The organism is Streptomyces oceani (assembly GCF_001751245.1).
GTDB lineage: Bacteria > Actinomycetota > Actinomycetes > Streptomycetales > Streptomycetaceae > Streptomyces > Streptomyces oceani.
Genome location: NZ_LJGU01000103.1, coordinates 24,388 through 39,665, shown reverse-complemented (window position 1 = coordinate 39,665; position 15,278 = coordinate 24,388). Strand labels below are relative to the sequence as shown.

The 15,278-nt window shown below is 72.1% G+C and carries 12 protein-coding genes and 1 pseudogene; 6 read left to right on the top strand and 7 right to left on the bottom strand.

Annotation, left to right across the window (positions count from 1 at the left end):
• From AN216_RS03870 to AN216_RS03855, 4 genes and pseudogenes are all read right to left on the bottom strand, one after another.
• Positions 1-457, bottom strand: a pseudogene (locus AN216_RS03870) (glycosyltransferase family protein); the annotation flags it as partial.
• A 100-nt stretch (positions 458-557) separates the two neighbouring features.
• A complete protein-coding gene (locus AN216_RS03865; RefSeq protein ID WP_170843017.1) occupies positions 558-2,198 on the bottom strand; it encodes a penicillin-binding transpeptidase domain-containing protein in 1,641 nt (546 codons plus the stop codon).
• 241 nt (positions 2,199-2,439) lie between these two features.
• Complete coding sequence (locus AN216_RS03860; RefSeq protein ID WP_244502303.1) at positions 2,440-2,949, bottom strand: hypothetical protein; 510 nt, start codon at positions 2,947-2,949, stop codon at positions 2,440-2,442.
• A 157-nt stretch (positions 2,950-3,106) separates the two neighbouring features.
• Positions 3,107-4,933, bottom strand: coding sequence for a dolichyl-phosphate-mannose--protein mannosyltransferase (locus tag AN216_RS03855; protein ID WP_070195164.1), 1,827 nt, complete (start codon positions 4,931-4,933; stop codon positions 3,107-3,109).
• A gap of 39 nt (positions 4,934-4,972) precedes the next feature.
• On the opposite strand from AN216_RS03855, the gene rsmI reads away from it, so the two are divergent.
• From rsmI to AN216_RS03830, 5 genes are all read left to right on the top strand, one after another.
• Positions 4,973-5,839 (top strand): 16S rRNA (cytidine(1402)-2'-O)-methyltransferase, encoded by an 867-nt coding sequence (rsmI, locus tag AN216_RS03850; RefSeq protein ID WP_420855684.1) that lies wholly within the window; start codon positions 4,973-4,975, stop codon positions 5,837-5,839.
• Positions 5,840-6,126: 287 nt separating this feature from the next.
• Entirely contained in the window at positions 6,127-6,426 is a 300-nt protein-coding gene (locus tag AN216_RS03845) for a hypothetical protein (protein WP_070195162.1), read from the top strand.
• Positions 6,427-6,529: 103 nt separating this feature from the next.
• Positions 6,530-7,375, top strand: a complete 846-nt coding sequence (locus AN216_RS03840; RefSeq protein ID WP_070195161.1) for a TatD family hydrolase — start codon at positions 6,530-6,532, stop codon at positions 7,373-7,375.
• 212 nt (positions 7,376-7,587) lie between these two features.
• A complete protein-coding gene (rsmA, locus tag AN216_RS03835) occupies positions 7,588-8,466 on the top strand; it encodes a 16S rRNA (adenine(1518)-N(6)/adenine(1519)-N(6))-dimethyltransferase RsmA (protein WP_070195169.1) in 879 nt (292 codons plus the stop codon).
• On the top strand, positions 8,463-9,455 hold the full coding sequence (locus AN216_RS03830; RefSeq protein WP_070195160.1) for a 4-(cytidine 5'-diphospho)-2-C-methyl-D-erythritol kinase: 993 nt from the start codon (positions 8,463-8,465) through the stop codon (positions 9,453-9,455). Before rsmA ends, AN216_RS03830 begins: the two co-directional genes overlap by 4 nt.
• A 51-nt stretch (positions 9,456-9,506) precedes the next feature.
• Here the strand turns inward: AN216_RS03830 and AN216_RS03825 are convergent, their stop codons facing one another.
• Positions 9,507-10,298, bottom strand: a complete 792-nt coding sequence (locus AN216_RS03825; protein ID WP_070195159.1) for an SDR family NAD(P)-dependent oxidoreductase — start codon at positions 10,296-10,298, stop codon at positions 9,507-9,509.
• 253 nt (positions 10,299-10,551) lie between these two features.
• Entirely contained in the window at positions 10,552-11,919 is a 1,368-nt protein-coding gene (locus tag AN216_RS03820; protein WP_420855683.1) for a serine hydrolase domain-containing protein, read from the bottom strand.
• A gap of 423 nt (positions 11,920-12,342) precedes the next feature.
• Here AN216_RS03820 and AN216_RS03815 point away from each other — a divergent pair, with 423 nt between their 5' ends.
• Positions 12,343-12,756: an SsgA family sporulation/cell division regulator gene (locus tag AN216_RS03815; RefSeq protein WP_070195157.1), complete on the top strand. Its 414-nt coding sequence runs from the start codon at positions 12,343-12,345 to the stop codon at positions 12,754-12,756.
• 136 nt (positions 12,757-12,892) lie between these two features.
• Here AN216_RS03815 and AN216_RS03810 read toward each other — a convergent pair whose 3' ends face one another.
• A complete protein-coding gene (locus AN216_RS03810; protein ID WP_070195156.1) occupies positions 12,893-15,157 on the bottom strand; it encodes an MMPL family transporter in 2,265 nt (754 codons plus the stop codon).
• Positions 15,158-15,278: the final 121 nt, after the last annotated feature.

The window sequence follows — 15,278 nt, the reverse complement described above, 5'->3', positions numbered from 1 at the left end:
ACTGCACCAGCTCCGGCCGTACGAGCTGCCCGCGGGAGAGCCGCGCCTGCGCCGTGCGGTAGATCGTCGCCGCCATCCGCCCGAGCGCCTGCCCGTCCTGGTGCCGATGCCGGCGCACGCCGAGGTCGACCTGGGCCAGCGCGTCCAGCCCGACCGTGTGCAACGCGTCCACCAGCAGCCCCAGCTCCACGCCGTAGCCGACCGGGAACGGCAGCCGCTCCAGCAGCGTGCGGCGGGCCGCGTACTCCCCGCCGAGCGGCTGTACGAAACCGGCGAGCCGGGGCCAGTGCAGGTTGAGCAGCGGCCGGGCGACCAGTTCGGTGACCCGGCCGCCGTCCTGCGGGCGGTCGCCGAGCGGGCGGTCGTACGTGCCCTTGACGAGCTGTAGACCGGGCTCGGTCAGCAGCGGGCCGACGGTCCCGGAGACGAAGTCCGCGGAGAAGTCCCGCAGATCCGCNGGGGGCGGCGTAGGGGCCGGCAGCGGCCCCGCACGGGACGCGCCCGTAACGGGGCCGGCCAGCGCGCGTCCGGTCCCGTCCGGCCGGGGTCAGTCCCGGTCAGCCCGCGTCCAGCACCTCGCGCACCACCGGGCCGGCGAACTCGCCACCGTGACCGGAGTTGGGCACCACCGCGGCGGCGGCGATGTCGCCGTTGTAGGCCGTGAACCAGGCGTTCGGCTTCTTCTGGCCGCCGACCTCCGCCGAGCCGGTCTTGGCCCCGAAGTCACCGGAGCTGCCGGCCATCGGCTTGGCGGCGGTGCCGCTGGTGGCGGTCAGCTTCATCAGCTCGCGCAGCTCGCTGGCGGTCCCCGGGTCCATGGCGCGGGGCGCCTTTGCCAGCTTCCGGTCGTCCAGCTCCGGGGACACCAGGTAGGGCTGCTTGAACTGCCCGGACTTCACCGTCGCCGACACGGACGCCATGTTCAGCGGGTTCATACGCACCCCGCCCTGCCCGATCAGCGAGGCGCCCATCTGCGCGTCCGACTGCACCGGCACCCGCCCGTCGAAGGTGGTGGTACCAACCTGCCAGTTGAGCCCGATGCCGAAGACGTCGCGCGCCTCCTTGGTCAGCGAGTCGTCCTCCAGCTCGGGCGCCTGGCTGATGAACGCGGTGTTGCAGGAGCGGGCGAAGCTCTGGGCGAACGTGCCGTTCTTGATCTCGAACTTGTCGTCGTTCTGGAACTTCCAGCCGCCGTAGCTGAAGAACTTCGGGCACGGATGCTGCTTGGCGGGATCCGCCAGCCCCTTGTCCATCAGCATCGCGCCGGTGATCACCTTCATGGTGGAGCCGGGCGCGTACGAGCCCTGCAGGGCGGTGTTGAAGCCGGTGGCCGGGGCGTTGGCGATGGCGAGGATCTCGCCGCTGCTGGGCTTGACCGCGACCACCGACGCCTTGTCCTTGTCGGCGATCGCCTTCTCCGCCGCCTGCTGCACCCCGAGGTCCAGGGTGGTCTCCAGAGTGCCGGGCTCGCCCTTGGAGAGGGTGCGCAGGGTGGTGCCGGTGTCCTTGCCCTTGGCGTCGACGATCCGGGTCTCGATGCCGGGAGTGCCGTTCGTCTTGTCGCCGTACCGCTCGCGCAGGTCGGCCAACACCCCGGTGAGCGAGGGGTGGTCCTCCTTGGTGATCGCCTGACCGCTCTGGTCCACCGCCTTGATGGGCGCCGTCTCGGCCGCGCCGGTCTTGACCGTCTGCCCGTCCTTGAGCTTCGGATGCAGCACGGATGGTTCCCAACGCACCACGGCGTCACCGCTCTTGGCCCGGGTAACCGTCAACGCGGAGTCGTACGACCAGGCTTCGCGCTGCTGCTTGTACGCGATCCGGGCGTCGACCCCGAACGACACCTCGGCCTTGGCGGGCTTCTTCGGAGCGAGGGCGAGCTTGTCGACGTACGCGTCCTCACGGAACCCGGCGAGCGCCTTACGAGCCGCCGCCGGATCGTCGGTGAGCTTCGCCGCCTTCTTGAGGTCGCCGCCCGACCAGGCGTCGAGGAAGTCCTCGGCGGTCTGCCGGACCTCCTTGGCGGTGGGCGGGCCCGTACGCTTCGGTCCCGGGTTCTCGCCGTCTCCGGAGGCCGACACGCTGCCGTCGTCCCCGCCTCCGTCATCACCTCCGACCAGGGCGTACGCCCCGAATCCGGCCGCTCCCACGATGGCAGCGGCGACTCCGCCGAGCACCGCCATCCGCTGGCTGTCTCGCATCCGAACTGAACCTCCGCCCGACCCCGCGGCCCGGCTGGCCGTAGGTGTCGGTCAGACCCTAGGGCACCGAAGTGAAAACCCGTACGGGGGTTCCGTTCTTGGCACGGAGCGGCAGCTCGCGGAACAACCCGGCCGCCCGTTCCGCGCGTTGGGCGGCGTGGGCAGGTGCACGGGGGGTTCCGGCGGCGCCGTACCGGGAACGGGGTAGTAACCGATGACCGCGACTCCTCGGGACGGACGGTCACCGACTCCGGAAGCAGCTCGACACGACCGTGACGACGATCATGGATTCCTCATCACTCGACTCAGGTTCCTCCCAGAACCTGATGTCAGCCGAGTACTTTCCGTCGGTAGAGTCAGCGATGATCTGTGGACTCTTGGAACGGCTGCTATCCGTTCCGTCCTTGGTGATCCGCCAGCCCGACTTCGGCAACTTCTCCCTGAGACGGTCCATCCCTTCCCGCATTCTTTCCACCGGTACGTCGTACAGGCTCCAAGGATGCGGCGCCCGGATCACACCGTCCTCTGACGGGTAGTCGGAGCATGGCGCGACAATCGCACCCGGCTCGGTCACCTTTCCTTGCAGATCCATAATGTCGAGGAGCTCACTCGACTTCTTCTCCGTCTGCGTCTGCATTGTGCCACTGTTCCGCGGTGCCAGATCGCCGCTGTTTTTCTCATCCATCGAGGAACAACCAGACACAATCAAGAAGGAAAGAGAAACCACCCAAGGAATTGACTTCTTATTCAAGGTGCCACTGTCTCCACACGTGGAGCCAGCCTCCCAACAACCCAGCGAGTGACCATCGTTATCCTGATCACGTCACAGTACCGAATAGCCCTTCGCAGCGTGGTCACTTGATGAACAATCAGTCCCGGCCACGAGCGGCGTACGACGCCGAGCCTGTTCAGACCCAGGTGTCGAACCACATCCGGTCCTGCCAGTCGCTCATCGGGATCGGCTCCCCGGTGTAGAGCGGCCAGAAGTAGACGAAGTTCCAGATGATCAGCAGCACCAGCACACCGGAGCCCACCACCCCGAACAGGCGCCGCCGTTCGGTCACCCCCGGCGGCCCCGCCAGCGCGCCGACCAGCATCGCCACCGCGAGGCACAGGAACGGCAGGAAGACCACGGCGTAGAAGTAGAAGATCGTGCGGTCCTGGTACATGAACCACGGAAGGTAGCCGGCCGCCACCCCGCACAGGATCGCCCCGGCTCGCCAGTCCCGGCGCAGCAGCCACCGGTAGAGGGCGTACGCCAGGGCGAAGCACGCAACCCACCACAGCAACGGGGTGCCGAGCGCCAGGACCTCGCGGGCGCAGCCCTCGGCGGCGGTGCAGCCGTCCTCGCCCGCCTTCGGGGACTCGTAGAAGTACGAGACGGGCCGGCCCAGCACGAGCCAGCTCCACGGGTTGGAGTCGTAGGTGTGGCCGGAGGTGAGGTTGACGTGGAACTCGTACACCTCGGCCTGGTAATGCCACAGACTGCGCAGCGGCCCCGGCACCCAACTCCAGCTGCTCTGCGCGCCTTCGTTCTCCGCCCACTGCCGGAAGTGCCCGTCGTCGGTGACGAACCAGCCGGTCCAGGAGACGAGATACGTCAGCAGCACGACCGGTACGAGCGAGACGAAGCCGGGCAGCGCGTCCCTGCGGAGCATCGCCCGGAACGGGCGGCCAGCGCCCGCCGTACGCCGCGCGCCGACGTCCCACAGGACGGTGAGCAGGCCGAAGGCGGCGAGGACGTAGAAGCCGTTCCACTTGGTGGCGCAGGCGAGGCCGAGGCAGAGGCCGGCGGCGATCCGCCAGGGGCGCGCGCCCAGGCCGTAGCGTTCGGCGATCGTGGCGTCCGGTCGGGCCTCCCGACCCACACCGGCTTCCGCGTCCGTACGATCGCCCACGTCCGTACGGGCCTCCGGGTCGGCCGGCAGGGCTGCCGCGAGTCGCGCGCGGGTGCGGTCCCGGTCGACGAGCAGGCAGCCGAAGGCGGCCAGCACCCAGAACATCACCACCAGGTCCAGCAGGGCGACCCGGCTCATCACGAAGTGCAGCCCGTCCACGGCCATCAGCCCGCCGGCGAGGCAGCCGAGCAGCGTGGAGCGCAGCAGCCGGCGGCCGATCCGGCAGAGCAGGAACACCGAGAGGGTGCCGAGCAGCGCGGTCATGAACCGCCACCCGAACGGATCGAGGCCCCACATCCACTCGCCGAGCCCGATGATCCACTTACCCACCGGCGGGTGTACGACGTACGAGGCGGCGTCCGACAGCGGGACGCTCCCGGAGTCGGACAGGATGGCCTTGTCCGCCTTGTCCGGCCAACTGCCCTCGTAACCCAGCTGATAGAGGGACCAGGCGTCCTTCGCGTAGTACGTCTCGTCGAATATCACCGCGTGCGGCGAGCCCAGCCGCCAGAACCGCAGCACCCCGGCGACCAGCGCCACCAGCGCCGGCCCGAGCCATCCGGACCAACGGGTCAGCCAGTCCGCGAGGCGGGGCGGGCAGCCGAGCCGGACGGGCAGTCGGTTCGAGGGCGCGGGGTACGGCCGTACCAGCCGCTGGGTGACTCCCTGCCGGGGCAGTGGCGCGTAGCCGTACCGGCGCAGCCGCGCCAGCCAGTTGGTCGGCTCCGTGCCGGTGCTGTCGGCGCCAGTGCTGTCGGCGCCGGTGCTGCCCGTGGCGCCGGGTTCGGCCTCGGTGGCGGGGTGGCTGGTGGTCACCGGGACATCGTAGGGAACCATGGCGGTCCGACGCCCACCACCACTGCCAGGATGTTGCCCGTGGAATCCGGAACCCTCGTCCTCGCCGGCACGCCCATCGGCGACCCCGACGACGCGCCGCCCCGCCTGGCCGCCGAGCTCGCCGAGGCGGACATCATCGCCGCCGAGGACACCCGCCGGCTGCGCCGGCTGGCCGGTGCCCTCGGGGTACGCCCCACGGGGCGGGTGCTGTCGTACTTCGAGGGGAACGAGTCGTCCCGTACGCCCGAGCTGGTGGAGGCGCTGGCCTCGGGAGCCCGGGTGCTGCTGGTCACCGACGCGGGCATGCCCTCCGTCTCGGACCCGGGCTACCGCCTGGTCGCCGCCGCCGTACGGCGCGAGCTGCGGGTCACCGCGCTGCCGGGGCCGTCCGCCGTCCTCACCGCGCTGGCGCTGTCCGGGCTGCCGGTGGACCGGTTCTGCTTCGAGGGTTTCCTGCCGCGCAAGTCGGGCGAGCAGCTGGCCCGGCTGCGGGAGGTGGCGACGGAGCGGCGCACCCTGGTCTATTTCGTGTCACGGCATCGGTTGCGCCAGGCGCTGTCCGCGATGGCCGAGGTCTTCGGCGCGGACCGCCCGGCAGCGGTGTGCCGGGAGCTGACCAAGACCTACGAGGAGGTACGCCGCGGCCCGCTGGGCGAGTTGGTCACGTGGGCGGACGGGGACGTGCGTGGCGAGATCACTGTCGTGGTCGCCGGCGCTCCCGAGGCGGACGGCACGGAGCTGGTCCCGGCGGAGCTGGCCCGCCGGGTCGCGAACCGTGAGGAGGCGGGCCAGCGGCGTAAGGAGGCCATCGCGGCGGTCGCCGAGGAGGCTGGGGTGCCGAAGCGTACGGTCTTCGACGCGGTGGTCGCGGCGAAGCAGCGAGCGGAAGGGCGGCCGGCGGAATAGGGGCGCGTGCCCCTACGGTGCGGGCGGTCGGGCCAGGCGTACGGGCGACCGGGCGGGGCCTCGTGAACCGGCGCGGCGGACGGGCGCTGAACCGGGGCGGGCGCGACGCCCGTACCAAGCGCGGGGCAAAGGACTAGCCTGGAAGGTAAAGCTCGAACCGCAGAGCAGGACACACTCCCTCTATACGGACCAAAACTGCCCCAACAACGCAGCCTGGGGGCTGCGCGGGAGCGAACCGAGGAGTCCACTGGGTGTGGTCAGCTGTCTGCTCGTAGGAAGGAGCCGCCATGGATGAGGTCAGTGCCCGGACACGGCACACCAGCACGCTCGGCGAGGACTCGGACGACACCGCCCACGAGGCGTACAGCTTCGCGTGCATGAAGTGTGGCTACGGCTGGGAGCAGACGTACGACATCGAGCACCGCACCGGCCCGGACGGCGAGCCCATCGTGACCTACTACTCGGACGGGCGTCGGGTCCCGTCGCCGCTCACCCAACCCACCTGCGTCAACTGCGACGGGCACCTGCTGCGGATCATGCGGTCCGGCAGGGTGGCCGCCGCCGAGAGCGCGCAGTCGGGCGGCTGACGCGCGCCGGCGCCGGCCTGCCCCACGGCGTACCGGCGCCCGTACGGGAGACGGCCGCCGGTGGGGCGGGGTGGGGCCGGAGCGGGCCGCCTATCATCACGGTATGCCGAACACCGCCCGATCCGTGCCTCCGCCGCTGCCCGAGCCTCTCCCGGTGCCGGTCGCGGACTCGCACACGCACCTGGACATGCAGGAACCCTCGGTCGAGGAGGCGCTGCGGCAGGCAGCAGCGGTCGGCGTGGAGACCGTCGTGCAGATCGGCTGTGACCTGGAACGGGCCCGCTGGGCCACGCGGCTCGCGGCCGAGCAGCCGGCGGTGCACGCGGCCGTGGCCCTGCATCCGAACGAGGCGCCACGGATCGCGGCGGACGGCGGTCCGGAAGCGCTGGACGAGGCCCTGGAGGAGATCGCGCGGCTTGCCGAGCTGCCGCAGGTGCTGGCCGTGGGAGAGACCGGGCTGGACCACTTCCGTACGGACGAGGCCGGGCAGGCGGAGCAACGACGTTCCTTCCGGGCGCACATCGCGCTGGCGAAGCGGCTGGACAAGGCGCTGGTGATCCACGACCGGGACGCGCACGCGGACGTGCTGCGCGTCCTGCGGGAGGAGGGCGCGCCGGAGCGGACCGTCTTCCACTGCTACTCCGGCGACGCGGACATGGCCGAGGTGTGCGCGGAGAACGGCTGGTTCATGTCCTTCGCCGGGAACGTCACCTTCAAGAACGCCCAGTCCCTGCGGGACGCGCTCGCCGTCGCGCCGCCTGAGCTGGTGCTGGTGGAGACGGACGCGCCGTTCCTGACCCCCACGCCGTATCGCGGACGACCCAACGCGCCGTATCTGATCCCGGTCACGCTGCGCGCGATGGCCGAGGTCCGGGACGTGCCGGTGGAGACGCTGGCGGAGCAGGTGGCGGGCAACACGGCGCGCGCGTTCGGCTACCAGCGGCCCTGAGCGGTTCCGCGAGGCGGGCGCGAACGCGGACACTGCTCGCGAACCCGGGCGGAGGCGGGCGCGAACGCGGACACTGCTCGCGCGCCCCGTAAGCTGCACGGGTGAGTTCCGCCCCCGAGCCCGCCGACCCGGGCGACCCCGCCGAGCAGGCCGAGCAAACCCGCCAGGCCGACCAGGCCGGCCCCGTCGAGCAGCCCGACCCCGCCGATCCGCTGCTGGGCGCCGCCGACGTACGCACGCTCGCCGCCGCCCTGGGCGTACGGCCCGCGAAGCAGCGCGGCCAGAACTTCGTCATCGACGCGAACACCGTCCGCCGTATCGTGCGGACCGCGGAGGTCCGCCCGGACGACGTCGTGCTGGAGGTCGGCCCCGGCCTCGGCTCGCTCACCCTGGCGCTGCTGGAGTCCGCCTCCTCGGTGGTCGCCGTGGAGGTGGACGCCGTGCTGGCCGAGGCTCTGCCGGACACGGTACGGCGGCGGCTGCCCGGCCGGGCCGAACGGTTCAGCCTCGTACGGGCGGACGCGCTGCGAGTGCGGGAACTCCCCGGGCCGGCGCCCACCGCGCTGGTCGCCAACCTGCCGTACAACGTGGCGGTGCCCGTCCTGCTGCACCTGCTGGAGACCTTCCCCGGTATCCAACGCACCCTGGTCATGGTGCAGTCCGAGGTGGCCGACCGACTGGCTGCGGCGCCGGGCTCCCGGATCTACGGAGTGCCCTCGGTGAAGGCGGCCTGGTACTGCGAGGTACGCCGCGCGGGCGCGGTGGGGCGTACGGTCTTCTGGCCCGCGCCCCATGTCGACTCCGGGCTGGTCGCGCTCCGGCGACGGGTGCCGCCGGTCACCACCGCCACCCGGGCTGAGGTGTTCGCCGTCGTCGACGCGGCCTTCGCGCAGCGCCGCAAGACGCTACGGGCCGCGCTGGCGGGCTGGGCCGGCTCCGCGACAGCGGCCGAGGCCGCGCTGACGGCGGCCGGGATTCCCGCCCGGGAGCGGGGAGAGGCACTGACCGTGGACGACTTCGCCCGCATCGCGGAACAGCTGCCCGCCCGCTCGCCGGCCGAGCGGCGGCGGGGAACGGGAGAGAACCCATGACCGGCACCGTCACCGCGCGGGTAGCGGCCAAGGTGAACGTCCAGCTCGCCGTCGGCGGCCGACGCCCGGACGGCTTCCACGACCTGGCGAACGTCTTCCTGGCCGTCGGGCTGTACGACGAGGTCAGCGCCACCCCGGCGGACACGCCGCGGATCAGCGTCAGCGGCCCGTACGCCGAGCGGGTGCCGCTGGGCGACAGCAACCTGGCGGCTCGCGCCGCCACCGCGCTCGCCACCTGGCACGGCCTGCCGGCGCCGGGCGTACACCTGCACATCGCGAAGGACATCCCGGTCGCGGGTGGCATGGCGGGTGGCAGCGCGGACGCGGCCGGGGCGCTGCTGGCCTGTGACGCGCTGTGGGGCACCCGTACGCCGCGCGAGCAACTGCTGGAGCTGGCCGCCGAGTTGGGCTCCGACGTGCCGTTCGCGCTGCTGGGTGGCGCGGCCCTGGGGCGTGGGCGGGGCGAGCGGCTGGCTCCGCTGCCGGTCGGGGACACGCTGCACTGGGTGTTCGCCCTCGCCGACGGCGGGCTGGCCACCCCGGCCGTCTACCGCGAGTGCGACCGGCTGCGGGAGGCGTCCGGCGGCGGTGCCACGGTCACCGACCTGCCCGCGCCCGAGCCCTCCCGCGCGCTGCTGGACGCGCTCGGCGCGGGTGACGCGAGGGCCCTGGGCGCGGCCCTGACCGGCGATACGGACACGGCGGGCGCTGCGGACCGTACGACCCAGGCGACCGGCCTGCCGCGGTGCGTCAACGAACTACAGCCCGCCGCCCTCTCCCTGTATCCCGCCCTCGCCGACACCCTGGCCACCGGAGACGCCGCGGGCGCGCTGGCCGGTCTGGTCTCCGGGTCCGGCCCGACCTGCGCGTTCCTGGTACCGGACGTCGAGTCGGCGGACGCGGTCGCGGCGGCCTTGCTGGGCTCCGGCACCTGCCGGGACGTCCGTACGGCGACCGCCCCGGCAGCGGGCGCGACCCTGCTGGGCTGACACGGCGGCACCGGCCGGGAGACCGTACGGCCGTCCCGCTCGGAGCCTGAGTCAGTCGCCGGTCTCCCCCAGCAGTGCCCGGCGCAGGCCCAGGTTGCTGTTCAGCAGGCCGCCGTCCACCGGCAGGGTGACCCCGGTGATCCAGGAGGCGTCCGGGGAGGCGAGGAACGCGACGGCCGCGGCGATGTCGTCCGGCCGCCCGACCCGGCCCAACGGGTACTCCGTCGCGGCCCGTTCCAGCGCGGGCCGCCGGTCGTCCCAGGCGTGGGTGGCGACCGTTCCCGGCGCGACCAGGTTGACCCGCACCCCGCGCGCGGCACCGCGGCCCGCCAACGTCCTGGTCAGCCCGGCCAGTCCGGCCTTGGCGGCGCTGTAGGAATGGTTGCCGAAGTCCTGCTCGCCGTTTACCGAGCCGATGTTGACGATGGCGCCCCGCCCCTCGGCCGCGGCCAGATGCGGCATGGCCGCGCGGGCACAGCGGAACGGTCCGTTCAGCGTGGCGTCGAGGTCCCGCAGCCAGTCCTCGTCCGTCTCGTCCTCGAAGAGCGCCGCGTCCTTGCCGCACGCGTACGCGTTGTTCACCAGCACGTCCAGCCCGCCGTAGAGCCGTACGGCATGCTCCACCGCGTCGTCCACCGCGGACCGTCGGGTCACGTCGCATGCCAGGCCGGCGGCGTCCCCGCCCAGTTCGCGGATGGCGCGTGCGGCGTCCGCCGCCCGCTCGCCGTCCAGATCGGTGACCAACACCCGCGCGCCCTCCGCCGCGAGCCGTCGCGCGATGGCCTCGCCAATGCCCCGTCCCGCGCCGGTGACCAGCGCGGCGTACCCAGCAACTCGCCTCATCGGCCCAGCATAAGAGCGTCCGGCGGTGGGTGAGTGGGAAAAGGAGGGTGTCGGTGCCCAAGTCCGGCCAAGGCGGCGGAGGGAGGCGGCCGGAGGCGCTGTCGACCGACGACGACGGGGTCGGGCATCGGCGTACGCCCCGCCTGCCCGGGGTGTCCCTCACCTCCCGCCGGATGCTCCAAGGAGCGCGGGGACGATCCGTACCGGCCACGCGGGAGCCCGGCCCCCATGTGCCGGGCGCCCGTACGCGGGCTCAGCGGTCGAGGCAGCCGCGCAGCGCCCGTAGCACCGCCTGGGTGCGCGGATCGGAGGTCACCGACTGCTGCATGGCGGCGGTGACATACCCGAAACCCACGCCCGACTCCGGGTCCGCGAAAGCCAGCGACCCGCCACGGCCCGGGTGTCCGAAGGAGCCCGGACCGAGCATCGGCGAGGCCGGACTGTGCAGCATGAAGCCCGGGCCGAACCGGGTGGGCACGACCAGTACGCGATCCGGACCGACGGATTCCGCAGTACTCGCGGCGGCGAGCGTCCCCGGCGTGAACAGCCGGGGCGTCCCGTCCTCCAGCGGGCCGAGCAGCATGGCGTAAAAGGCGGACAGCGCACGCGCGGTGCCGATCCCGGCCGCGCCAGGCAGCCCGGAGGCGCGGTAGGCCGGGTGGTTCTCGTCGGTCGGCGGCTGGTCGGCGGCGGTGTTCGCGGTCGCGCCGGCAGCCGGGCCCGCGGCTGGGCCGACGACGGCACCGGGGCCAGCCGTACGGGCGAGGTCCACCGCGCCGAAGGCCCGGCGGGTCAGCGACCCCGGGTCCCGATAGGCGTGCGTCACCGTCGACTTGGGCCGCACCCGCGGTCCGCTCCCGGCCACCGGCGCGGGCGCCGGCACGCTCCGCAGTCGGGCCGTACGGGACGCCACGGCGGACGGCGGGCCGAAGTGCAGGTCCAGGCCCAGCGGTCGGGTCAGCTCCTCAGTGAACCATCGCCCCAGCGTCCGCCCGGTCACCCGCAGCACCAACTCGTCCAACAGCCAACTGAAGGTGTGCGGGTGATAGCCGTGCGCCGCGCCCGGTTCCCATACGGGCGGCTGCGCGGCGACCGCGCGCGGACCGCTGACGCCGTCCACCGCCTCGGCCAGGCTCAGCGGCCGGTCGAGCACCGGCACGCCCGCACGATGCGCGAGCAACTGCCGTACGCTCACCCGATCCTTGCCGGCGGCACGGAACTCCGGCCAGTACGCGGCGACGGGCGCGTCCAGGTCCAGCGTGCCGCGCTGCTGGAGCAGCTGTGGCACGGCCGCTGCCGGGCCCTTGCTGGCGGAACGCAGCAGCGCGACGGTGTCCGCGGTCCACGGCTGCGGCTGCTCCCCGCGCGGGGCGCTTCCCGTCGTCCCGAGCGCGGCGCCCGTGTCACCGCACCGCTCGCCGCCCCACAGGTCCACGACGAGACGTCCGTCCTGGTGGACGGCGAGCGCGGCGCCCGTGTCACCGCGCTCGGTGAAGTTTGCCGCGAACGCGTCCCGGACGGGCTGGAAACCGTCGGCCGTGGTGCCCTCCACACGCGCTCGGTTCGCCTCCGGGCGCTCGAACCCGGTGTCGACACTCCTCGACGCTGCACTCGCTCGCACGCTCGCTCCGTTTGGTCTCGTCACTTTCAACATCGGCGCGCCCGTCCCCTCGGCCTCCGGCTTGGGGAGACCCCATGCTCACTCGCGGGGCACCCACGGAACTCCGGACAGGCGGTCGGGTCGTCCGGAGGGCGAGCGGACTCCATGGGCACGAGCCGTACCCACAGAACCCGGAACAGGGCGGCAAGCGAACCCGCCAAGGCGATCGGCTGCCGGTGCGGTTAACCGCTGGTCTTTCGGGGCACCCCGGGGGAACGTGCCCGTGGCGGGGCGGTTCACCCCGATCGTACGCCGCTTGTGGTGCAGCTCACCCCGTCCGTGTCGTGACTCGTGACGGGCCCGGCGCGTCTGACAGGGCAAGAGGGAACAGGACCGACGGCGGGGCTCGTTCCCCCTTCACCCGCACAACCAGAGGAGAACCGGATGTCCGATGTGCTCGTGCAGCCCGTTCAGGCCCGGCTCATCGTCCGCACGACTGCCGCGCTCCCGCTGACCGCCGTACTGCGCTACGACCGCGCCGACCCGCTCGCGATCCATGCCAGCTTCCCCGCCGAATCCTCCCTGGACGGCGCGGAGGTGGACTGGGTGTTCGCTCGGGAGCTCCTGCGCGCCGGATTGCACGCGCCGGCGGGCGACGGCGACGTCCGACTGTGGCCGGGCGGCCGAGTCCACACGATGCTCGAGTTGCACACCCCCGAGGGCATGGCGCTGGTCGAGCTGCGCCGCGCCGAACTCCGGTACTTCCTGCGGCGCTGTGACGCGGCCGTGCCGCGCGGGCAGGAAGACCTCGGCGGTGATCTCGACAGCGGGCTCGCCGCGTTGCTGGGCGGCGTCTGACGGCTCAGACGACCCTGTCCGGCCCTGCCCCGCCCGGCACGACACGTCGAGCGGCCCGGCCCCGGAACTGTTCCCGGGCCGGGCCGACTTGGGAGTGAGGGGCCCGAACGACGCGGCCTACCTCACACCACGGGTCTCACACCCCGCTGTGCTCGTGCTGACGCGAGGGCGGGAGCGGCTGGTCGTCCGGTTTCTCGTCCGACCGCCCGCTGGGCTGGCTGAGTTGTTCGCGGAGTTTCTCGCCCTCCACGTCCACGTTGGGCAGGATCCTGTCCAGCCACCCTGGCAGCCACCACGCCTTCTCGCCCAACAGGCCCAGTACGGCCGGCACCACGGCCATCCGGACGACGAACGCGTCGAAGAGGATCGCGATCGCCAGCCCGAAGCCCATCATCTTGATCATCGAGTCAGCCGCGCCGATGAAGCCCGCGAAGACGCTGATCATGATCACCGCGGCCGCGCTGACCACCCTGGCGCCCAGCTTGAAGCCGGAGACCACGGCCTGGCCCGGGTCCTCTCCGTGGACGTACGCCTCCCGCATCCGGGTCACCAGGAACACCTCGTAGTCCATGGCGAGCCCGAAGATCACCCCGACCATGAAGATCGGCATGATGCTCATGATCGGCCCGGTCTGCTCCACGCCGATCAGCTCGGCCGCCCAGCCCCACTGGAACACCGCGACCACCGCGCCCAGCGCCGCCAGCACGGACAGCAGGAAGCCGAGCGCCGCCTTCAGCGGCACCAACACGGAGCGGAAGACCAGGATCAGCAGCACGAACGCCAGTCCCACCACCAGCGAGAGGTACGGCACCAGCGCGTCACTCATCACCTGCGAGAAGTCGATGGCCACCGCGGTAGTCCCGCTGACCAGCATCTTCGTACCGTGGTTGGCTTCGACGCCGCTCGCTTCGGCACGGATGTCGTGCACGATGTCCTCGGTCGCGGCATCGCCTGGGGCCGTCTTGGGAATCGCCATGATGGTCGCGGTGTCGCCGGCCTCGTTGAACGTCGCGGGCGCCACCGCGACGACGCCCTCCACGTCGGCGACGGTCTGACCGATCTCCTGGGCCGCGGTCTTCGGGTCGTCGCTCTGCCGGGTGTCCAGCACCACCATCAGCGGACCGTTGAAGCCCGGCCCGAAGGACTCGGACAGCATGTCGTACGCCTTGCGCTGGGTGGTGTCGGTGGGCTGGTTGCCCTCGTCCGGTAGGCCCAGCGTCATGCTGGACACCGGCACGGCGATCACGCCCAGCCCCAGTACGGCCGTCACCAGCACCATGATCGGCCGGCGCAGCACGAACTGGGCCCAGCGGGTCCCCGCCTTGGGCTTCGCGTCCGGATCCGCGCCGGGCACGCCGGTCTCCGGGTTGGCGGCGCGTACCTTGCGGCCGAAGATCCGCTTGCCGACCAGGCCGAGCGCCGCGGGCACCAGCGTGATGGCGACGAGCACCGCGATGACCACGGTCGCCGCCGCGGCCAGACCCATCTTGGTGAGCAACGGGATGTTGACGACGGCGAGTCCGGCCAGCGCGATCACGACGGTGAGGCCGGCGAAGACCACCGCCGATCCGGCGGTGCCCACTGCGCGGCCGGCGGCCTCCTCCCGGTCGCGGCCCTCCATCAGCTCCGCGCGGTAGCGCGAGGCGATGAACAGCGCGTAGTCGATGCCGACCGCCAGGCCGATCATCATCGCCAGCGTGGAGGTGGTGGCCGACAGGCCGAGGGTGGCCCCCAGCGCGGCGATGGACGCGATGCCGATCCCGACCCCGACCAGCGCGGTGAGCAGCGGCAGGCCGGCGGCGACGAGCGAGCCGAAGGTGAGGACCAGTACGACGGCTGCGACCCCGATGCCGATGATCTCGCCGTTGCCCATGTCGGGTTCGACGAAGAGCGCGTCACCGCCGGTCTCCACGGTGAGCCCGGCGTCGCGGGCCTCCTGGGCGACCTTCTCGATGTTGTCCCGGGTCTCGTCGGTGAGTTCGTTGGTGGGCACCTCGTAGCTGACGACGCTGTAGGCGACGTCGCCCTGGCCCCGCTCGCTGATCGCGCCGCTCTCGGGCACGAACGGGTCGGCGACAGACGCCGTCTGCTCGCCCTTCAGCCCCTCGACGGCCTCGCGTACGACGGTCTTGTGCTCGGTCGCGGTGATCTTCTCGCCGTTCGGGGCCTTGAAGACCATCCGCGCGGACGCGCCACCGGCCGCCGCTTCGGGGAAGCGCTCCTCCATGAGGTCGAAGGCTTCCTGGGACTCCGTGCCGGGCAGGGCGAAGTCGTCTTCGGGTGGCGAGGAGGCGGTGGACGCACCCGCCCCCGCGGCCACGAGCAGCGCCACCCACAGGAGGGCGACGATGCCGCGGCGCCGGAAGGCGAGTCTTCCTAGCTTGTACAGAAGCGTTGCCACAGGGCTGGTTCTCCGGTCTTGGCTCGCAGGAACAGTGTCAGTCCACGCCAAAAGACGCTAGCTCCTATGAAATGGATGAGCCGTCGGCGGATGTGCGACGCACGTCACAAGTTGCCGTGCC